Source organism: Parabacteroides sp. TM07-1AC (genome assembly GCF_003480915.1).
GTDB classification, from domain to species: Bacteria; Bacteroidota; Bacteroidia; order Bacteroidales; family Tannerellaceae; genus Parabacteroides; species Parabacteroides chongii.
The window spans coordinates 31,060-48,285 of the sequence record NZ_QUKD01000016.1; the positions used below are offsets into that span (position 1 = coordinate 31,060).

General features: G+C 40.1%; 30 protein-coding genes. 26 read left to right on the forward strand and 4 right to left on the reverse strand.

All coding sequences use genetic code 11. The annotated features are described in order from the left end of the window. Positions 1–3 precede the first annotated feature (3 nt). The 26 genes from rplB to rplQ all read left to right on the forward strand — a co-directional run bounded on the left by rplB (position 4) and on the right by rplQ (position 12,911). Positions 4–828 carry a 50S ribosomal protein L2 gene (rplB, locus tag DXD68_RS23190; protein ID WP_009859543.1) on the forward strand — a complete coding sequence of 275 codons (825 nt, stop codon included), beginning with the start codon at positions 4–6 and terminating at the stop codon, positions 826–828. Between the two features lie 20 nt (positions 829–848). After that, positions 849–1,118: a 30S ribosomal protein S19 gene (gene rpsS / locus DXD68_RS23195; protein ID WP_122357134.1), complete on the forward strand. Its 270-nt coding sequence runs from the start codon at positions 849–851 to the stop codon at positions 1,116–1,118. Positions 1,119–1,171: 53 nt separating this feature from the next. Next, positions 1,172–1,582: a 50S ribosomal protein L22 gene (rplV, locus tag DXD68_RS23200; RefSeq protein ID WP_009859542.1), complete on the forward strand. Its 411-nt coding sequence runs from the start codon at positions 1,172–1,174 to the stop codon at positions 1,580–1,582. A 6-nt stretch (positions 1,583–1,588) separates the two neighbouring features. After that, the gene (gene rpsC / locus DXD68_RS23205; protein ID WP_009859541.1) at positions 1,589–2,326 is read left to right on the forward strand and encodes a 30S ribosomal protein S3; all 738 of its coding nucleotides are present in this window, start codon (positions 1,589–1,591) and stop codon (positions 2,324–2,326) included. A gap of 19 nt (positions 2,327–2,345) precedes the next feature. Continuing rightward, positions 2,346–2,780 carry a 50S ribosomal protein L16 gene (rplP, locus tag DXD68_RS23210; protein ID WP_005634742.1) on the forward strand — a complete coding sequence of 145 codons (435 nt, stop codon included), beginning with the start codon at positions 2,346–2,348 and terminating at the stop codon, positions 2,778–2,780. Positions 2,781–2,785: 5 nt separating this feature from the next. Further along, the gene (gene rpmC, locus DXD68_RS23215; protein WP_075558840.1) at positions 2,786–2,983 is read left to right on the forward strand and encodes a 50S ribosomal protein L29; all 198 of its coding nucleotides are present in this window, start codon (positions 2,786–2,788) and stop codon (positions 2,981–2,983) included. A 9-nt stretch (positions 2,984–2,992) separates the two neighbouring features. After that, positions 2,993–3,250 carry a 30S ribosomal protein S17 gene (gene rpsQ / locus DXD68_RS23220; protein ID WP_028730658.1) on the forward strand — a complete coding sequence of 86 codons (258 nt, stop codon included), beginning with the start codon at positions 2,993–2,995 and terminating at the stop codon, positions 3,248–3,250. Between the two features lies 1 nt (position 3,251). Beyond that, entirely contained in the window at positions 3,252–3,617 is a 366-nt protein-coding gene (rplN, locus tag DXD68_RS23225) for a 50S ribosomal protein L14 (protein ID WP_046146311.1), read from the forward strand. Between the two features lie 18 nt (positions 3,618–3,635). After that, on the forward strand, positions 3,636–3,956 hold the full coding sequence (rplX, locus tag DXD68_RS23230; protein ID WP_122363825.1) for a 50S ribosomal protein L24: 321 nt from the start codon (positions 3,636–3,638) through the stop codon (positions 3,954–3,956). Beyond that, complete coding sequence (rplE, locus tag DXD68_RS23235; protein WP_010800552.1) at positions 3,956–4,513, forward strand: 50S ribosomal protein L5; 558 nt, start codon at positions 3,956–3,958, stop codon at positions 4,511–4,513. The genes rplX and rplE overlap by 1 nt, the downstream gene beginning before the upstream one ends. Before the next feature lie 3 nt (positions 4,514–4,516). Then, complete coding sequence (gene rpsN / locus DXD68_RS23240) at positions 4,517–4,786, forward strand: 30S ribosomal protein S14 (RefSeq protein ID WP_009859536.1); 270 nt, start codon at positions 4,517–4,519, stop codon at positions 4,784–4,786. A gap of 54 nt (positions 4,787–4,840) precedes the next feature. After that, positions 4,841–5,236 (forward strand): 30S ribosomal protein S8, encoded by a 396-nt coding sequence (gene rpsH, locus DXD68_RS23245; RefSeq protein ID WP_122363826.1) that lies wholly within the window; start codon positions 4,841–4,843, stop codon positions 5,234–5,236. A gap of 16 nt (positions 5,237–5,252) precedes the next feature. Beyond that, positions 5,253–5,804 carry a 50S ribosomal protein L6 gene (gene rplF, locus DXD68_RS23250; protein WP_122363827.1) on the forward strand — a complete coding sequence of 184 codons (552 nt, stop codon included), beginning with the start codon at positions 5,253–5,255 and terminating at the stop codon, positions 5,802–5,804. A gap of 21 nt (positions 5,805–5,825) precedes the next feature. Then, a complete protein-coding gene (gene rplR, locus DXD68_RS23255) occupies positions 5,826–6,170 on the forward strand; it encodes a 50S ribosomal protein L18 (protein WP_122363828.1) in 345 nt (114 codons plus the stop codon). A 5-nt stretch (positions 6,171–6,175) separates the two neighbouring features. Continuing rightward, on the forward strand, positions 6,176–6,694 hold the full coding sequence (rpsE, locus tag DXD68_RS23260; RefSeq protein ID WP_122363864.1) for a 30S ribosomal protein S5: 519 nt from the start codon (positions 6,176–6,178) through the stop codon (positions 6,692–6,694). A gap of 16 nt (positions 6,695–6,710) precedes the next feature. After that, positions 6,711–6,887, forward strand: coding sequence for a 50S ribosomal protein L30 (gene rpmD / locus DXD68_RS23265; RefSeq protein ID WP_009859531.1), 177 nt, complete (start codon positions 6,711–6,713; stop codon positions 6,885–6,887). Between the two features lie 29 nt (positions 6,888–6,916). Further along, positions 6,917–7,363, forward strand: a complete 447-nt coding sequence (gene rplO, locus DXD68_RS23270; protein WP_122363829.1) for a 50S ribosomal protein L15 — start codon at positions 6,917–6,919, stop codon at positions 7,361–7,363. 3 nt (positions 7,364–7,366) lie between these two features. Next, positions 7,367–8,707 (forward strand): preprotein translocase subunit SecY, encoded by a 1,341-nt coding sequence (secY, locus tag DXD68_RS23275; RefSeq protein WP_122363830.1) that lies wholly within the window; start codon positions 7,367–7,369, stop codon positions 8,705–8,707. 4 nt (positions 8,708–8,711) lie between these two features. Continuing rightward, positions 8,712–9,497: a type I methionyl aminopeptidase gene (gene map, locus DXD68_RS23280; protein WP_122363831.1), complete on the forward strand. Its 786-nt coding sequence runs from the start codon at positions 8,712–8,714 to the stop codon at positions 9,495–9,497. Between the two features lie 10 nt (positions 9,498–9,507). Next, a complete protein-coding gene (gene infA / locus DXD68_RS23285; RefSeq protein WP_009318521.1) occupies positions 9,508–9,726 on the forward strand; it encodes a translation initiation factor IF-1 in 219 nt (72 codons plus the stop codon). Positions 9,727–9,738: 12 nt separating this feature from the next. Then, positions 9,739–9,855: a type B 50S ribosomal protein L36 gene (gene ykgO, locus DXD68_RS23290; RefSeq protein ID WP_005645768.1), complete on the forward strand. Its 117-nt coding sequence runs from the start codon at positions 9,739–9,741 to the stop codon at positions 9,853–9,855. A gap of 34 nt (positions 9,856–9,889) precedes the next feature. Continuing rightward, complete coding sequence (rpsM, locus tag DXD68_RS23295; protein ID WP_009859527.1) at positions 9,890–10,270, forward strand: 30S ribosomal protein S13; 381 nt, start codon at positions 9,890–9,892, stop codon at positions 10,268–10,270. Between the two features lie 11 nt (positions 10,271–10,281). After that, on the forward strand, positions 10,282–10,671 hold the full coding sequence (rpsK, locus tag DXD68_RS23300; RefSeq protein ID WP_005634781.1) for a 30S ribosomal protein S11: 390 nt from the start codon (positions 10,282–10,284) through the stop codon (positions 10,669–10,671). Positions 10,672–10,794: 123 nt separating this feature from the next. Continuing rightward, the gene (gene rpsD, locus DXD68_RS23305; protein WP_122363832.1) at positions 10,795–11,400 is read left to right on the forward strand and encodes a 30S ribosomal protein S4; all 606 of its coding nucleotides are present in this window, start codon (positions 10,795–10,797) and stop codon (positions 11,398–11,400) included. Between the two features lie 12 nt (positions 11,401–11,412). Then, a complete protein-coding gene (locus DXD68_RS23310; protein ID WP_122357146.1) occupies positions 11,413–12,405 on the forward strand; it encodes a DNA-directed RNA polymerase subunit alpha in 993 nt (330 codons plus the stop codon). Between the two features lie 8 nt (positions 12,406–12,413). Continuing rightward, positions 12,414–12,911, forward strand: a complete 498-nt coding sequence (rplQ, locus tag DXD68_RS23315) for a 50S ribosomal protein L17 (RefSeq protein WP_122363833.1) — start codon at positions 12,414–12,416, stop codon at positions 12,909–12,911. An 80-nt stretch (positions 12,912–12,991) separates the two neighbouring features. Here rplQ and DXD68_RS23320 read toward each other — a convergent pair whose 3' ends face one another. The 4 genes from DXD68_RS23320 to DXD68_RS23340 all read right to left on the reverse strand — a co-directional run bounded on the left by DXD68_RS23320 (position 12,992) and on the right by DXD68_RS23340 (position 17,223). Continuing rightward, positions 12,992–14,572 (reverse strand): tetratricopeptide repeat protein, encoded by a 1,581-nt coding sequence (locus DXD68_RS23320; RefSeq protein WP_122363834.1) that lies wholly within the window; start codon positions 14,570–14,572, stop codon positions 12,992–12,994. A 21-nt stretch (positions 14,573–14,593) separates the two neighbouring features. After that, positions 14,594–15,532: a PstS family phosphate ABC transporter substrate-binding protein gene (locus DXD68_RS23325; RefSeq protein ID WP_122363835.1), complete on the reverse strand. Its 939-nt coding sequence runs from the start codon at positions 15,530–15,532 to the stop codon at positions 14,594–14,596. Positions 15,533–15,730: 198 nt separating this feature from the next. Beyond that, entirely contained in the window at positions 15,731–16,546 is an 816-nt protein-coding gene (locus DXD68_RS23335; protein ID WP_199715796.1) for an energy transducer TonB, read from the reverse strand. Positions 16,547–16,560: 14 nt separating this feature from the next. Further along, positions 16,561–17,223 carry an ExbD/TolR family protein gene (locus DXD68_RS23340; protein WP_122363837.1) on the reverse strand — a complete coding sequence of 221 codons (663 nt, stop codon included), beginning with the start codon at positions 17,221–17,223 and terminating at the stop codon, positions 16,561–16,563. Positions 17,224–17,226: the final 3 nt, after the last annotated feature.

The window sequence follows — 17,226 nt, forward strand, 5'->3', positions numbered from 1 at the left end:
GAAATGGGAATACGTAAATTAAAGCCCACAACACCGGGGCAGAGACACAAAGTTATTGGTGCATTTGATAAAATCACTGCAAGTACACCAGAGAAGTCTCTTGTGGTAGGTAAGAGCAGTACTGGTGGTCGTAACAACACAGGTAAGATGACTATGCGTTATCTTGGTGGCGGTCACAAACAAAAGTACAGAATTATCGATTTCAAGAGAAATAAAGATGGCATTCCTGCAACAGTAAAGTCTATCGAGTACGATCCAAACCGTACTTCTCGTATCGCTTTATTGTATTATGCTGACGGAGCAAAGAGCTATATCATCGCTCCGAACGGCTTGGAAGTTGGCCAGACAGTGGTTTCAGGTAGCGATGCCGCTCCTGAGGTAGGTAATACTTTGCCTATGGCAAATATTCCCGTTGGTACTATTATTCACAATATTGAGCTTCGTCCTGGACAGGGTGCTAAAATGGTACGTTCTGCAGGTGCATTTGCTCAGTTGACTTCTAAAGAAGGTGCTTATGCAATTATTAAGATGCCTTCTGGCGAAACCAGAAAGATTCTTGCTGCATGTAAGGCTACAATTGGTAGTGTAGGTAACTCAGACCATGGTCTTGAAAAATCAGGTAAAGCCGGTCGCTCTAGATGGTTAGGTCGTCGTCCTCACAACCGTGGTGTTGTAATGAACCCGGTTGATCACCCAATGGGTGGTGGTGAAGGTCGTGCTTCCGGAGGTCATCCAAGATCTCGTACAGGCTTGTATGCTAAGGGCTTGAAGACAAGAGCTCCGAAGAAGCATTCTTCAAAGTATATTATTGAAAGAAGAAAGAAATAATCTGATTAATTAAGTAAACTATGAGTCGTTCACTAAAAAAAGGCCCGTATATTAACGTAAAGCTGGAAAAGAAAGTCTTGACTATGAATGAGTCAGGAAAGAAAGCCGTAGTTAAGACATGGGCAAGAGCTTCAATGATCTCGCCTGATTTCGTAGGCCATACTATTGCAGTTCACAATGGAAATAAATTTATTCCTGTTTTTGTAACCGAGAATATGGTAGGTCACAAGTTGGGAGAATTTTCACCAACTCGTACGTTCCGTGGTCACGCCGGTAACAAGAAGAAATAATTATCGGTAGTAACAGGAATTCAGGAATCTGAAAATAAAAAGAATCAATAAAAATGGGTGCTAGAAAAAGAATATCAGCTGAAGCAAGAAAAGAAGCCCAAAAGACCATGTACTTCGCAAAATTGCGTAATGTACCTACTTCTCCGCGTAAGATGCGTCTCGTTGTAGACATGATCCGCGGTATGGAAGTATTCCGTGCACTTGGTGTTTTGAAGTTTTCTAACAAGGAAGCTGCAGCAAGAGTAGAAAAATTGCTTCGTTCAGCAATTGCCAATTGGGAGCAGAAAAATGAACGTAAAGCAGAAACTGGTGAGTTGTTTGTTTCTTCAATCAGCGTAGACTGCGCTACTACATTGAAGAGAATGCGTCCGGCTCCCCAGGGTAGAGGATACAGAATTCGTAAACGTTCGAACCATGTAACCTTGTTTGTGGATACACTTAGTAAAAACGATAGTCAAAATTAATTGTAGATGGGACAAAAAGTTAATCCGGTTAGTAATCGTTTAGGAATCATCCGTGGTTGGGATTCCAATTGGTATGGCGGCAAGAATTACGGAGATACTTTGCTGGAAGATAGCAAAATTCGTAAATATCTGAATGCTCGTCTTGCTAAAGCTAGTGTATCTCGTATCGTTATTGAACGTACGCTTAAGTTGATCACAATAACAGTTTGCACATCACGTCCGGGCATTATCATCGGTAAAGGTGGTCAGGAAGTTGATAAATTGAAAGAAGAGTTGAAAAAGATTACCGACAAAGAAGTTCAGATCAACATCTTTGAGGTAAAAAGACCCGAATTAGACGCAGTCATTGTTGCAAACAATATTGCTCGTCAGCTTGAAGGAAAAATTGCTTACCGTCGTGCTATCAAGATGGCTATCGCCTCTACCATGAGAATGGGTGCCGAAGGTATTAAAGTGCAAGTATCTGGTCGTTTGAATGGTGCTGAAATGGCCCGTTCTGAAATGTACAAAGAAGGAAGAACTCCGTTACACACTCTGAGAGCAGATATCGATTACGCTTTGGCTGAAGCGTTGACGAAAGTTGGCTTGCTGGGTATCAAGGTGTGGATCTGCCGTGGTGAAGTTTATGGTAAGAGAGATCTTGCTCCTTCATTCACTGCCTCTAAAGATTCAGGCCGCAGAAATGACAATGCCGGTGGCAACAGAGGAGATAAAAACTTCAAGAGAAAGAAAGCTAATCGTTAAACGTTAGAATTAAGAAGAGATGTTACAACCAAAGAAAACCAAGTTCAGAAGACAGCAGAAAGGCCGCATGAAGGGTGAAGCTCAACGTGGCAACCAGCTGGCATTCGGTTCGTTTGGTATAAAAGCGTTAGAGAATAAATGGATTACCGGTCGCCAGATTGAAGCTGCCCGTATCGCGGTAACTCGTTATATGCAACGTCAAGGTCAGGTTTGGGTTCGGATTTTCCCGGATAAACCTATTACAAAGAAACCGGCCGAAGTACGTATGGGTAAAGGTAAAGGTAATCCAGAAGGATTTGTTGCGCCTGTTACTCCAGGTCGTCTTATTTTCGAAATCGAAGGTGTTCCCTTTGATATTGCCAAAGAAGCTTTGCGCTTAGCTGCTCAAAAGCTTCCGGTGACAACGAAGTTTGTTGTGAGACGTGATTATGATATGGCTAATCAAAATGCGTAATTGTTATGAAGATTGCAGAAATTAGAGAATTAAGCACAAAAGAATTGCTTGAAAGAGTAGATGCTGAGGTTGCTGCCTACGATCAGAAGGTTATTAACCACACTATCTCTCCGACAGACAACCCTGCTCAGATTAAACAACAACGCAGGATGATTGCGCGCATGAAAACAGAATTGCGCCAGAGAGAACTTAACAACAAATAATTGAGCCTGATGGAAACTAGAAATTTAAGAAAAGAAAGAACGGGCGTGGTTACTAGCAACAAGATGGAAAAAAGCATCACTGTTGCTATTAAATGGAAGGAAAAACACCCCATTTATGGTAAGTTCGTTAATAAAACGAAGAAATATCATGCTCATGACGAAAAGAACGAGTGTAATATAGGTGATACCGTAAAAATTATGGAAACTCGTCCTTTGAGCAAAACAAAGAGATGGAGATTAGTTCAAATAATCGAAAGAGCTAAGTAACATGATACAACAAGAATCAAGACTAGTAGTAGCAGATAACAGTGGCGCAAAAGAAGCATTATGTATCCGTGTTTTAGGCGGAACAAGAAAACGCTATGCCACTGTTGGGGATGTAATTGTAGTTGCAATTAAGAGTGTAATCCCGTCAAGTGACGTGAAGAAGGGTGCTGTTTCTAAAGCTATCATTGTTCGCACTAAAAAAGAAATCCGTCGCCAGGATGGTTCATACATCCGTTTCGATGATAACGCTTGCGTATTGTTGAATGCCGGTGGTGATATTCGTGGAAGCCGTATCTTCGGTCCGGTTGCCAGAGAACTTCGTGCAACAAATATGAAAATTGTTTCACTTGCACCTGAAGTACTTTAATTCGTAAAATTTAAGGTAATGAGTAAATTACATATCAAAAAAGGCGATATAGTTTTTGTTAATGCCGGCGAAGACAAAGGTAAAACAGGTCGTGTTTTACAGGTGCTCGTAGACGAGAACCGTGCTATTGTTGAAGGCGTTAATATGGTATCAAAGCATACCAAGCCTAATGCAAAGAATCCGCAAGGAGGAATTGAAAAGAAAGAAGCTCCTATCCATCTTTCAAACCTGAACGTGGTTGACCCTAAATCTGGAAAACCGACGCGTATCGGCCGTAAGGAAAATGCAGAAGGTGCTTTAGTTCGTTATTCTAAAAAATCAGGGGAGGAAATTAAGTAATGAGCAATACTGCCAGTCTTAAAAAAGAATATCAGGACAGAATTGTTCCTGCTTTGACGAAAGAGTTCGGATATAAATCAGTAATGCAGGTTCCTGTACTGAAAAAGATTGTTATCAATCAGGGATTAGGTATGGCTGCTGCTGACAAGAAGATCATTGATATCGCTATCAGCGAATTGTCTACAATTACAGGTCAGAAAGCTGTTGCGACAGTATCTAAAAAGGATATCTCAAACTTTAAGTTACGTAAAAAAATGCCGATCGGTGTGATGGTAACACTGCGCCGCGAGCAAATGTACGAATTTTTGGAAAGATTAGTTCGTATCGCTCTTCCGCGTATTCGTGACTTCAAAGGTATTGAAAGTAAATTAGATGGTAGAGGTAATTATACCATGGGTATTCAGGAACAGATTATTTTTCCTGAAATTAATATCGATAATATTACTAAAATATTAGGAATGAATATTACCTTTGTGACCTCTGCGAAAACAGATGAAGAAGGGTATGCTCTGTTGAGAGAATTTGGGTTGCCTTTTAAAAATGCAAAAAAAGACTAAGTTATGGCTAAGGAATCAATGAAAGCCCGCGAGGTTAAGAGAGCAAAGCTTGTAGCTAAATATGCTGCTAAAAGAGCAGAATTGAAAGCTGCCGGCGACTATGAAGCTTTGCAGGCTTTACCTAAAAATGCTTCTCCTGTACGTTTGCACAACCGTTGCAAGATCACAGGACGTCCGAAAGGGTATGTACGCCAGTTCGGCATTTCACGTATTCAATTCCGTGAAATGGCATCCAATGGTTTAATCCCGGGTGTAAAGAAAGCAAGTTGGTAAGTTTTTTTATTTAAATATTGTCCGGGTGGCCGGATCAATTTAATTCATTTATATATGACAGATCCTATTGCAGATTATTTGACAAGATTGCGTAACGCAATCAAAGCGAAGCACAGAGTTGTTGAAGTGCCGGCGTCAAATTTAAAGAAAGAGATCACGAAGATCCTTTTCGAAAAGGGCTACATTCTTAATTTTAAGTTTGTAGAAGAAGGTCCTCAGGGTACAATTAAGATTGCCTTGAAGTACGACTTGGTAAACAAAGTGAATGCAATCAAGAAACTTGAGAGAGTTTCTTCTCCAGGTTTGCGTAAGTACACTGGTTACAAAGAAATGCCGAGAGTATTGAATGGTTTAGGTATTGCCGTTCTTTCTACTTCTAAGGGTGTGATGACAGACAAAGAAGCCCGCGATCTTAAAATCGGTGGCGAAGTATTATGTTATGTTTATTAATTAGGAGGAAAGAAGAATGTCAAGAATAGGAAAATTACCAATTCATGTGCCAGCCGGTGTAACGGTTACGATTAAGGATAGCGTAGTGACTGTAAAAGGTCCTAAGGGCGAAATGACTCAGGCTGTTAATCCTGATATTAATGTAACTCTGGAAGATGGAGTTATGCATTTAACAAGACCGACTGACGACAAGAACCATCGTGCATTACATGGTTTGTATCGTTCTTTGATCAACAATATGGTGATCGGTGTATCTGAAGGATACAAGAAAGAACTGGAACTGGTCGGTGTTGGTTATCGTGTGACTAACACAGGACAGCTGTTGGATCTTTCTTTAGGTTATACTCACAACATCTACATGCAGTTACCTAAGGAAGTGAAGGTTGAAACGAAGACTGAGAGAAATAAGAATCCTCTTATTATCCTTGAATCAGCTGATAAACAATTATTAGGTCAGATTTGTGCTAAGATTCGTTCATTCAGAATGCCGGAACCGTATAAAGGTAAGGGTATCAAGTTCGTGGGTGAAGAAATTCGCAGAAAGTCTGGTAAATCAGCAGGTAAGTAATCTACGTAAACTGAAATTATCATGACAACGAAGGAAGAAAGAAGATTAAAAATAAAACAAGGCATTCGCGGTAAAGTATCAGGTACTTCTGAACGTCCGCGCCTTACTGTGTTTAGAAGCAATAAGCAGATCTATGCACAGGTTATAGATGATACTACAGGTAAGACTTTGGCTGCTGCTTCTTCTTTGAAGCTGGATGTAAAAGCTCCTAAAAAGGAAGTTGCTGCAAAAGTTGGCGAATTAATAGCTAAATCAGCTCAGGAAGCTGGTATTCAGACTGTTGTTTTCGACCGTAATGGTTACCTGTATCATGGGAGAATTAAAGAATTAGCAGATGCTGCACGTAACGGCGGCCTTAAATTTTAATGAAGATGGCAGGAGTTAATAATAGAGTTAAATCGACCAACGACTTAGAGTTGAAGGACAGATTGGTTGCAATCAACCGCGTAACTAAAGTTACAAAAGGTGGACGTACTTTTAGTTTTGCTGCTATCGTAGTAGTAGGAAACGAAGACGGTATCATCGGTTGGGGCTTAGGTAAAGCTGGTGAAGTAACGACAGCTATCGCTAAAGGTGTAGAAGCTGCTAAAAAGAATTTGATCAAGGTTCCTGTTCACAAAGGTACTATTCCTCACGAACAACTTGCTAAATTCGGTGGTGCACAGGTGCTGATCAGACCGGCATCTCATGGTACTGGTGTAAAAGCCGGTGGTGCTATGCGTGCTGTATTGGAAAGTGTTGGTATTACTGACGTTTTGGCAAAGTCTAAAGGTTCTTCAAACCCTCACAACTTAGTAAAAGCTACTATTGCTGCTTTGAGTGAATTGAGAAGTCCGTTTACTGTTGCTCAGAATAGAGGTATTGCTGTTGAAAAAGTGTTTAGAGGTTAATTAGGGAGGAAAAATTATGGCGACTATTAAAATTAAACAAGTTAAGAGTAGAATTAAGTGCCCGAAAGACCAAAAAAGAACACTGGATGCACTGGGCCTGACAAAGTTGAACCGTGTAGTAGAACATGAAGCTACTCCGGCTATCTTGGGCATGGTTGAGAAAGTGAAACATTTGGTTTCAGTAGAAAAGTAATAATTGGTTGAAAAAATAAATTATAAGATATGAACTTATCAAATTTAAAACCTGCTGAAGGATCTACTAAGACCAGAAAAAGAATCGGCCGTGGTCCGGGTTCAGGATTAGGAGGAACTTCAACAAGAGGTCATAAAGGAGCAAAGTCTAGATCTGGTTATTCAAGAAAGATCGGATTTGAAGGTGGTCAGATGCCAATTCAGAGACGTTTGCCTAAATTTGGTTTCAAGAATATTAATCGTGTTGAATATAAAGCTATCAATATCGCTACATTACAGTTAATGGCTGAAGCTCAGAACTTAACTAAAATTGGTGTTAACGAATTGATCGAAGCTGGTTTTATTTCTTCATCTCAATTGGTTAAAATTCTTGGTAATGGTAGCCTGACTGTTAAATTAGATGTTGAAGCTCACGCTTTCTCTAAGAGTGCAGAAGCAGCTATCCAGGCCGCAGGTGGAACTGTTGTTAAACTCTAAGTCATGAGAGCAGTTGAAACAATAAAAAATATCTGGAAGATTGAGGATCTGAGAAATCGGATCCTCACCACTCTTTTATTGGTGGCTATATATCGCTTCGGAACGTATGTAGTACTTCCTGGTATTGATCCTCAAGCGTTAACCGCTTTACAGGCGCAGACAAGAGGCGGATTGCTTGCACTGTTGGATATGTTTTCAGGTGGTGCATTCTCTAATGCTTCAATTTTTGCATTGGGTATTATGCCTTATATTTCCGCTTCAATTGTTATGCAGTTGTTAGCCATAGCAGTTCCTTCTTTCCAGAAACTACAGAGAGAAGGCGAGAGTGGTCGTAGAAAGATCAATCAGTGGACACGCTATTTGACAGTAGCTATCCTGTTATTCCAGGGACCGACTTATCTTGTGAATCTGAGTGTTCAGTTGAAAGCCGCTGGTGCAGCATTACCTCCGGGTATCATGTTTACTGTCTCTTCTACTATTATTTTGGCTGCAGGAAGTATGTTTATCTTATGGCTAGGTGAAAGAATTACAGATAAAGGTGTTGGAAATGGTATTTCATTTATCATTTTGATTGGTATCATAGCCCGTCTGCCCCATTCATTGTTCCAGGAATTTATTTCAAGAACAAGTGAAAAAACTGGTGGTCTGGTTATGTTCTTGTTTGAGATGCTGTTTCTTTTACTTGTTATTGCCGGTGCTATTTTGCTGGTTCAGGGAACTCGTAAAGTGCCCGTACAGTACGCAAAGAGAATTATAGGAAACAAACAGTATGGTGGCGCACGTCAGTATATCCCGTTAAAGGTAAATGCTGCGAACGTTATGCCTATCATCTTTGCTCAGGCAATTATGTTTATTCCTATTTCTATTGTAGGATTCTCTAGTACTGGTGATCAAAGTGGTTTTTGGGCTGCATTTATGGATAATACCGGTTTTTGGTATAACTTCGTTTTTGCGGTATTGATTATCCTCTTTACTTATTTCTATACAGCTATCACGATCAATCCGACGCAGATGGCTGATGATTTGAAGAGAAACAATGGATTTATTCCGGGTGTTAAACCTGGAAAAAGTACCAAAGACTATCTGGATACAATCATGGACCGCATTACTCTTCCAGGTGCATTCTTCCTGGCATTAGTAGCTATTATGCCTGCTTTTGCAAGAATCGCTGGTGTGAGTATGGAGTTCTCTCAGTTCTTTGGAGGAACATCTTTGTTGATTTTGGTTGGTGTAGTGTTGGATACGTTACAGCAAGTCGAAAGTCATTTGTTGATGCGTCATTATGACGGTTTGTTAAAGTCAGGAAGAATTAAGGGTCGTACAGGCTCAGTTGCCGCTTATTAATAGAATGATCTATTTAAAAACAGATGAAGAAATCGAGTTGATGCGTTCGGCCAACCAGTTAGTAGGCCGGACACTAGGAGAGCTTGCTAAGCACATTGCTCCCGGAGTAACAACTCTTCAACTCGATAAAATTGCTGAAGAATTCATTAGGGATAATGGAGCAGTTCCAGCCTTTTTAGGGTATGGTGGTTTTCCAAATTCAATATGTGCTTCTGTAAACGAGCAAGTAGTACATGGTATTCCTTCCTCAAAAGCTATTTTAAAGGAAGGTGATGTCATATCTGTTGATTGTGGAACAATATTGAATGGTTTTGTTGGTGATTCCGCCTATACATTTTGTGTGGGAGAAGTCGATCCGGCAGTGAAGAAATTGTTGAAAACAACGAAAGAATCTCTTTACCTGGGTATCCAACAAGCTGTGGAAGGAAAACGAATAGGGGATGTGAGTCATGCGGTACAGTCATACTGTGAATCGAAAGGATACTCTGTAGTAAGAGAACTGGTAGGGCACGGTATCGGTCGCAAAATGCATGAAGAACCTGAAGTACCTAATTATGGAAGATATGGTTGCGGACCGTTGTTGCGTAGTGGAATGTGTATTTGCATTGAACCTATGATCAATATGGGAAGTAAGAATATCGTTTTTGAAAAGGACGGTTGGACGGTACGTACAAAGGACAGAAAGTGCTCTGCTCATTTTGAACATTGTATTGCAATCAGACCCGATGGTCCTCAGATTTTGTCTTCATTTGAATTTTTAGAAGAAGTCCTAGGAAGTAACGCAATTTAATTTGATTTATATGGCTAAACAAGCAGCTATTGAACAAGATGGAGTTATTGTAGAAGCATTGTCAAACGCAATGTTTCGTGTAGAATTAGAGAACGGACATGAGATTACTGCCCACATATCAGGAAAGATGCGTATGCATTATATTAAAATTCTTCCTGGTGATAAAGTGAGAGTGGAAATGTCTCCGTATGATTTATCAAAAGGTAGAATTGCTTTTAGATATAAATAAAAATAACTAGATATGAAAGTAAGAGCATCTTTAAAGAAGCGTACCCCTGAATGTAAGATTGTAAGAAGAAAGGGTCGCTTATATGTAATTAACAAGAAAAACCCTAAGTATAAACAACGTCAGGGATAATTTATTATTTTTGCAAAATAATTAAGTAAGTAATATGGCTATAAGAATAGTTGGTGTAGACTTGCCACAAAATAAAAGAGGAGAAATCGCTTTGACTTATATCTATGGTATCGGTCGGAGTGCTTCAAAATCTATTTTAGAGAAAGCAGGCGTTGATCGCGATATCAAAGTGAAAGACTGGACAGACGATCAGGCTGCAAAAGTACGTGAAGTCATTGGCGCTGAGTACAAGGTAGAAGGTGATCTTCGTTCTGAAGTTCAGCTAAACATCAAGCGTCTGATGGATATTGGATGCTACAGAGGTGTTCGTCACCGTATTGGTTTACCGTTGAGAGGTCAGAGTACAAAGAACAATGCTCGTACTCGTAAGGGTAAGAAGAAAACTGTTGCAAATAAGAAAAAAGCTACTAAATAATAAGAGTTGATATGGCAAAAAAAACAGTCGCAGCAAAGAAGAGAAACGTAAAAGTTGACGCTTACGGTCAAGCTCATATTCATTCTTCTTTCAATAACATTATTGTGTCTCTTGCCAATAGCGAAGGTCAAGTTATCAGCTGGTCTTCTGCAGGTAAGATGGGATTCAGAAGTTCTAAAAAGAACACTCCGTATGCCGCTCAGATGGCAGCACAAGATTGTGCTAAGGTAGCTTATGATCTTGGTTTGAGAAAAGTAAAAGTATTCGTTAAAGGACCGGGTAACGGACGTGAGTCTGCTATCAGAACTATCCACGGTGCCGGTATTGAAGTAACAGAAATTGTTGACGTTACTCCGCTGCCTCACAATGGTTGTCGTCCTCCGAAAAAGAGAAGAGTATAATTAACTATAGTTTCTTGAACATTGAATCCGGAATTGTGAATAGATTGCACAAAGACCTTATCCTCTCTGTAATCGCGGCTGCACGGTTCCAGATTCAGACAGAAAAATTAAAACAATAAAAAAATGGCAAGATATACTGGACCAAAAACAAGAATTGCCCGTAAGTTTGGTGAGGCTATATTCGGACCGGATAAAGTTCTTTCTAAAAAGAATTATCCTCCCGGACAACATGGTAACGCCAGAAAGAAAAAAACTTCTGAATACGGAATTCAGCTTCGCGAGAAGCAAAAAGCAAAATACACTTATGGTGTATTAGAAAAACAATTTAGAAATCTGTTCGACAAAGCGCAGAGTTCAAAAGGTATTACCGGTGAAGTTCTGCTTCAGTTACTGGAAGGCCGTTTGGACAATGTTGTATACCGTTTAGGTATTGCTCCCACAAGAGCTGCTGCTCGTCAGTTGGTTTCTCACCGTCACATTACAGTAGACGGTAAGGTTGTAAATATTCCTTCTTACTCTTTGAAAGCCGGTCAGATCGTTGGTGTTAGAGAGAAATCCAAGTCGTTGGAAGTGATTGCTGATGCATTGTCAGGATTCAACCACAGCAAATATCCTTGGATTGAGTGGGATCAGTCTTCTTTAAGCGGAAAATTACTGCATCTGCCGGAAAGAACTGACATTCCTGAAAACATTAAAGAGCAGTTGATCGTAGAATTGTATTCTAAATAATAATTGATTTCCATGGCGATATTAGCATTTCAAAAACCCGATAAAGTATTAATGTTGGAAGCGGACAATTTCTTCGGAAAGTTTGAATTTCGTCCGTTGGAACCCGGCTATGGTATTACTATAGGTAATGCTCTGCGCCGTATTCTCCTGTCGTCGCTTGAAGGTTTTGCTATTACATCCATTAAGATCGAAGGGGTTGACCATGAATTTGGTACAATCCCCGGTGTTATTGAGGATGTAACAAACATTATCTTGAACTTGAAACAGGTACGGTTCAAGCATATTGTAGACGACATAGAGAATGAAAAAGTAAGTATTACTGTTTCGGGTTCCGAAGTGTTCAAAGCCGGTGATATAGGTAAACAACTGACCGGATTCGAAGTATTGAATCCTGACCTGGTTATTTGCCGTTTGGATCCGAACGCTAGTTTCCAGATTGAATTAACGATAAATAAAGGACGCGGATATGTACCCGCTGACGAAAACAGAGATCCGAATGCAGACGTTCACGTTATTGCTATTGACTCTATTTTCACTCCTATACGTAACGTTAAGTATTTAATCGAAAACTTCCGTGTTGAGCAAAAGACGGACTACGAAAAGTTGGTTCTTGAAATAGCCACAGATGGTTCTATTCATCCGAAGGAAGCGTTGAAAGAAGCTGCTAAGATTCTGATTCATCATTTTATGTTGTTCTCAGATGAAAAGATTGCGATCGAGACAGTGGATACTGACGGCAATGAAGAATTCGATGAAGAAGTACTTCACATGCGCCAGTTGCTTAAGAGCAAGCTAGCAGATATGGACCTTTCCGTTCGTGCTCTGAATTGCTTGAAAGCTGCAGATGTTGAAACGTTGGGTGAACTGGTTAAATTCAACAAGAACGATTTGTTGAAGTTCCGTAACTTCGGTAAGAAGTCGCTCACTGAACTTGATGAACTGCTTGAAAGCCTGAACCTTTCATTCGGTATGGATATCACGAAATATAAATTAGATAAAGAGTAAGTAAAGCGATGAGACATAATAAGAAATTCAATCATTTAGGTCGTACAAATACTCACCGTGAAGCAATGCTGTCTAATATGGCTTCTTCTTTGATCAAGCATAAGAGAATCTTTACGACAACAGCAAAAGCAAAAGCACTTCGTAAGTTTGTAGAACCTCTGATCACAAAATGTAAAGAGGATACAACTCACTCAAGACGTGTAGTATTTAGTACTTTACAGGATAAAAACGCTGTAACAGAACTGTTCAAGGAAGTAGCTCAGAAGATCGGTGATCGTCCGGGTGGTTATACTAGAATTATCAAGACTGGTAACCGTTTAGGTGACAACGCAGCAATGTGCTTCATTGAATTAGTAGATTACAACGAAAACATGTTGAAGGACACTGCAACTAAGAAAACTGCGAAAACAAGACGTTCTCGTAAGAAATCTACAGCTGCTGAAACAGCTGCTCCGGTTGCTGAAGCTCCTGCAGCAGAAGCAACAGAAGAAAAAGCTGCAGAGTAATTTCTGTAACTTATATAAAACAAAAAGAGCCGTCATTTTTATGATGGCTCTTTTTGTTTTATAGGGTTCTATATTTCTGTTCATTTGATATTCTTTAACGCCTCTTGAGCGGTAGTATTGGAGGGATCGATAGTTATAATCTTATTCCAGTAATTTTTAGAATTTTCCATATCCTGTTTCAGGTAATGGTAGTAACCCAGATAGCGGTAGCATTCTATCAATTCATTTCTATATTTATCTTTATTCTTTTCAAGAATTGGAATACATGATTCGTAATAAGGTTTAGCCAAGCCCTGTTCCGTTTCCGGATCTGACAGAGCCTGCGTACGTGCCTGCCATAAACTACCCAGATGACTGTCAGGTACGCGTTCTTTTACAATAGCAAACAGACTGTCAGCTTTAGACAGGTAGTTTTTTGATATCGTACTGTCCTTGGATGCAGCTGTATAATAATATTTACCTAACTGATAATAGTCAGCGGCTTCTGCAGACTCTCCCATTGCTTCTATATATTGCCTGTATGCAGTTATGGCTTCAGTGTTATTCTCGCTATTACTATAGACTTCCGCCAGGTCTTTGTAGATCTCACTGTGGGAAGGGTTTTCTTTTATTGCTTTTTGTAATGCCTCCGCAGCCTTATCGTACTGTTTTGCTTTATTGAGTAAGCGGCCATAATATAAATAATCCTGCCATATGTATTTGGCATCCGGATCATTGAAGAATGTTTTTACTTCTTCCAGTCCTTTTTCATAAGCCTTGGTTTCATAATCGTTGTAGATAGCCAGGCGTTTCAGTAAGAAGTTGCCCGGATCTGTAGCCTGTCCTTTATTGATTGCTTTTTCTGCTTCTGCATATTGCTTGTTAAAGAACAGAGCTGATGCATAATGAATCAGATTGTCTATTGAATATACTCCTTCGGTCATGTAGGTTTTATAGGCTGCTATTGCCTGGGAATAATTCCCTTGTAATGAGTATATATTACCTAGCTTGTAATATGCCGGTAAATAATCCGGATAATTGGCTATTACTTTTCTGAGCATTTCTATAGACAAGGCTGGAGTGACCCCCTGATATACATCTGCATATTTAATATAAGCTTCTTTGCAGGCCGGATCAAAATGGATAGCCTGTTCGTATCGTCCGGCGGCATCTCCGGGTTTGTCTTTACTGATAAGCCAGTCCCCTTCATATAGGTAAATGGACGGATCGTTGATGTTCTGTTTTTTTGCATTATCGAGAGCCGCCTGCGCTTCCGCTTCCATTCCGTTTATTAAATAAGCTTTTGCAATGGCAACATAGACGGGAGGATCTTTTTTATTCACTTTGATTGCGGTATCAAACGCTTTTTGTGCTGCAGATTTGTCCGTTTTAAGTAATACTTTCCCTTCTCCGATTTTATTGTATGCATAATCAGGAGATGCATTCCAGCCTTTTTGGTAATAAGTCAAGGCTTCAGAGATTTTGTTCGTATCATACGCTATTTCTCCTAAATAGTACAAAGCCTCTGCCTGATCGGCAGGGGAACCGTTAAGCTGTTTCTCAAAAAGCCGGCTTGCAACGGTTGGTTCACCGGCTTTGAAGAAATCAATGCCTTGCCGGTTATCAGCCTGAACGGCTAAAGCAATAAGACTTAAAATAATTATATATAAATTTCTTTTCATGACTGTAGATATTTATAGGGTTTATAACTGATCTCTGACATTTACCAACCTGACAGGTTGTGTTGCTGGAATAATTCCAGATTTGAGTATGATCCGTTGTCCGCGATCGCTGGAAATAAAGGTCGTGAACCCGGAAGCCAGTCCCATGCGCGGTTCTGATAAAATCAGAAAAACCGGTCTTGTCATTGGATAGCTCTTTAAAGCAATATATGCCTGATACGGTTTGAAACTATTTGTGACAGTCGCATTTCTGTAAGGACTTACTGCCATAACTCTTATATTTTCAAGAAAGCTCATGTTTGTGCTATCAGATGGATTGCTGATCCAGTTTGCTCCAATGATTCCTAATGCTCCTCTGTTTCGGGTTACATACTCTATCACTTGCCTGTTATCTTTCATAGCATGCAGATTTCCTGCAAAAGCCTCTCCTGCGCAAATCGAGTCAATGGCATAATGCACTGTTCCGGAATTGGGATTATCGAATACGACTTCAATCATCCCTGATTTATTATCCCGATTGACATCTTTCCATTCTTTCATCTTTCCGGTCAGTATGTCTTTCAATACAGGTATTCCGATCAGGGAATCCGTATTTTCTTTATTAACGATCAATGCGATGGCATCAGTCGCTATTTGCATACTTTTAGGGAATAACTTTTTTGAATTCATGAATTCTGTTTCTTCTTTGGTCAGCGGACGTGACGTGATTGCCAGTCGGGTACTATCGTGCAACAAACTGTTGATCGTTTCTGTTTCACCGGAGAAATAAGGAACAATTCCCGCTTCCTTATAAATACTCTCGAATACCGCTATCTCCTCTTCTACGACAGGAGCAAAGCAACCATCAGAAGCGATTGCTATCACGCCACTGGTAGGTGTATCTGTCGGAGTGTCGGTATTTTTGTTTTTACAAGAAACCAACAGAACTATACATACCGTTATATAAAAGAAGTTTTTCATTGTTTACTGTCTTTTTTTAGTCTATAGCTTCTGAATAAAGTATAACAGAAGAATAGAATGCCAAATAACATTCTCATCGGGAATGACATCTGCTCATTAAACAAATTGGTGAAAATCAAAAGAAAGGTCATGCCGAGGTATATCAAAATCATGAATATACCCCAGACAACCTTCATATTTATACACTTTACCTCCATATCACTGTAATTTGAATCGTACCGGAACTGTAAAATAGACCGGAACCGGTTTGCCATTCTGTTTTCCCGGGAGCCATTGCGGAAGAGACTTGATAACACGTATCGCTTCTTTATCGCAAGATGGATCCAACTGCTTTAGTATTTCCACTTTCGTTACATCTCCAGTAGGACTGACAACAAAGCGGAGAGTTACTGTTCCCTGAATACCGTTTTCAGCGGCAATAACCGGATACTTCAAATGAGTACTGATGAATTTCAATAACGCTTCGTTTCCTCCGGGAAATTGCGGCATTTGCTCTACTGCAACGTAAGGGACTGTTTCTTCCTCAATCACCTCTTTGTTATCCTTCAAGTCCGCAATATCTATTGCATCTTCACTTTCTGAACCTTTTACATCAGCAACGGATATGGCTAGTTTGGAGGTCGTCAACTCTTCCTGTGTCTTGATCTCTTCTTCATCCCTTACATCTTTATCCGCCTTGATGACAGGTGGTGTAAATTTGATCGTACTTTTCAGTACAGGGGGAGGAGGAGCCTCGATCGTACGAATTTGATTTTCTTCCGGTACTTTCGTTTCCATTTGCAGATTAGAAAGTGTAGTCACTTCCAGTACCTGCTCTTTTGCATGTTGTGGAATTACAGATTTGATCAAAGCCGGCACCGTCATTACCAGAATTGCTCCGATAGCGACGATGATCAGGGCGCGGATATGTCTGTTTGAGGAATTTTTGCGTAGTTCGTACGCTCCGTATTCTTTGTTTTTCCCCATAAAGATCAGCTCGCACCATTCCGGAGAATTCAGATTTATATTTTTAATATTAATCATGATCGTCATTTTTTATTTGCCTGAGCTATTTCCTTCGAAAGTTCTCCTCCGCTTTTCAGATTGTCGACCAAAAACTTGTCTCCATCCGTGATGTCGACGATTGCATATTTGCCGATATTGCATATCTGCATTTCGTCGAGAGCATCTACCAGGTCTTTATAAGAGGCTTCATTGGTAGCTTTGATCAGTACGACCGGCGCATCTTTGCCACCTTTTATTTCTGTAGCCTGCTTTTTGAACTCATCTTCAGAAATTTCCTTGTTTAACTTTTTCACTTTCAACTCTGTTATCTTTTGCACGGCATCGGAATTACGTTCCAGTAAGATGTTGCGTAATCCGGTAGGTGAGAAATCGGTCGTTTTCAGTGACTCTACATGTTCATAGTCCGGTTCACCGAAATAGTAATACACCTTGTTGTCTTCTCCCAGTATGAGGGTGATAGCTTTAGATGCTTTTACCTTTGTCTGTTCGGCTTCCGTGACATGATCTTTCGACGGCATACTAATCTCCATCGTTTGCGGCTTGCTGAGTGAAGTACAAAGCATGAAGAACGTAATCAGTAACATATTCATATCCACCATCGGCGTAAAGTCGACACGGATATTTATTTTTTTCTGTTTGCCCTTCTTTCCGTCGCTTTTTCCTTTGTCTGTATTTACTTCTGCCATAAC

What these genes read in the sequence shown, in the direction of transcription:
- rplB (WP_009859543.1), top strand. Translation starts at nt 4, where the DNA reads ATGGGAATACGTAAATTAAAGCCCACAACACCGGGGCAGAGACACAAA.
- rpsS (WP_122357134.1), top strand. Translation starts at nt 849, where the DNA reads ATGAGTCGTTCACTAAAAAAAGGCCCGTATATTAACGTAAAGCTGGAA.
- rplV (WP_009859542.1), top strand. Translation starts at nt 1,172, where the DNA reads ATGGGTGCTAGAAAAAGAATATCAGCTGAAGCAAGAAAAGAAGCCCAA.
- rpsC (WP_009859541.1), top strand. Translation starts at nt 1,589, where the DNA reads ATGGGACAAAAAGTTAATCCGGTTAGTAATCGTTTAGGAATCATCCGT.
- rplP (WP_005634742.1), top strand. Translation starts at nt 2,346, where the DNA reads ATGTTACAACCAAAGAAAACCAAGTTCAGAAGACAGCAGAAAGGCCGC.
- rpmC (WP_075558840.1), top strand. Translation starts at nt 2,786, where the DNA reads ATGAAGATTGCAGAAATTAGAGAATTAAGCACAAAAGAATTGCTTGAA.
- rpsQ (WP_028730658.1), top strand. Translation starts at nt 2,993, where the DNA reads ATGGAAACTAGAAATTTAAGAAAAGAAAGAACGGGCGTGGTTACTAGC.
- rplN (WP_046146311.1), top strand. Translation starts at nt 3,252, where the DNA reads ATGATACAACAAGAATCAAGACTAGTAGTAGCAGATAACAGTGGCGCA.
- rplX (WP_122363825.1), top strand. Translation starts at nt 3,636, where the DNA reads ATGAGTAAATTACATATCAAAAAAGGCGATATAGTTTTTGTTAATGCC.
- rplE (WP_010800552.1), top strand. Translation starts at nt 3,956, where the DNA reads ATGAGCAATACTGCCAGTCTTAAAAAAGAATATCAGGACAGAATTGTT.
- rpsN (WP_009859536.1), top strand. Translation starts at nt 4,517, where the DNA reads ATGGCTAAGGAATCAATGAAAGCCCGCGAGGTTAAGAGAGCAAAGCTT.
- rpsH (WP_122363826.1), top strand. Translation starts at nt 4,841, where the DNA reads ATGACAGATCCTATTGCAGATTATTTGACAAGATTGCGTAACGCAATC.
- rplF (WP_122363827.1), top strand. Translation starts at nt 5,253, where the DNA reads ATGTCAAGAATAGGAAAATTACCAATTCATGTGCCAGCCGGTGTAACG.
- rplR (WP_122363828.1), top strand. Translation starts at nt 5,826, where the DNA reads ATGACAACGAAGGAAGAAAGAAGATTAAAAATAAAACAAGGCATTCGC.
- rpsE (WP_122363864.1), top strand. Translation starts at nt 6,176, where the DNA reads ATGGCAGGAGTTAATAATAGAGTTAAATCGACCAACGACTTAGAGTTG.
- rpmD (WP_009859531.1), top strand. Translation starts at nt 6,711, where the DNA reads ATGGCGACTATTAAAATTAAACAAGTTAAGAGTAGAATTAAGTGCCCG.
- rplO (WP_122363829.1), top strand. Translation starts at nt 6,917, where the DNA reads ATGAACTTATCAAATTTAAAACCTGCTGAAGGATCTACTAAGACCAGA.
- secY (WP_122363830.1), top strand. Translation starts at nt 7,367, where the DNA reads ATGAGAGCAGTTGAAACAATAAAAAATATCTGGAAGATTGAGGATCTG.
- map (WP_122363831.1), top strand. Translation starts at nt 8,712, where the DNA reads ATGATCTATTTAAAAACAGATGAAGAAATCGAGTTGATGCGTTCGGCC.
- infA (WP_009318521.1), top strand. Translation starts at nt 9,508, where the DNA reads ATGGCTAAACAAGCAGCTATTGAACAAGATGGAGTTATTGTAGAAGCA.
- ykgO (WP_005645768.1), top strand. Translation starts at nt 9,739, where the DNA reads ATGAAAGTAAGAGCATCTTTAAAGAAGCGTACCCCTGAATGTAAGATT.
- rpsM (WP_009859527.1), top strand. Translation starts at nt 9,890, where the DNA reads ATGGCTATAAGAATAGTTGGTGTAGACTTGCCACAAAATAAAAGAGGA.
- rpsK (WP_005634781.1), top strand. Translation starts at nt 10,282, where the DNA reads ATGGCAAAAAAAACAGTCGCAGCAAAGAAGAGAAACGTAAAAGTTGAC.
- rpsD (WP_122363832.1), top strand. Translation starts at nt 10,795, where the DNA reads ATGGCAAGATATACTGGACCAAAAACAAGAATTGCCCGTAAGTTTGGT.
- DXD68_RS23310 (WP_122357146.1), top strand. Translation starts at nt 11,413, where the DNA reads ATGGCGATATTAGCATTTCAAAAACCCGATAAAGTATTAATGTTGGAA.
- rplQ (WP_122363833.1), top strand. Translation starts at nt 12,414, where the DNA reads ATGAGACATAATAAGAAATTCAATCATTTAGGTCGTACAAATACTCAC.
- DXD68_RS23320 (WP_122363834.1), bottom strand. Translation starts at nt 14,572, where the DNA reads ATGAAAAGAAATTTATATATAATTATTTTAAGTCTTATTGCTTTAGCC.
- DXD68_RS23325 (WP_122363835.1), bottom strand. Translation starts at nt 15,532, where the DNA reads ATGAAAAACTTCTTTTATATAACGGTATGTATAGTTCTGTTGGTTTCT.
- DXD68_RS23340 (WP_122363837.1), bottom strand. Translation starts at nt 17,223, where the DNA reads ATGGCAGAAGTAAATACAGACAAAGGAAAAAGCGACGGAAAGAAGGGC.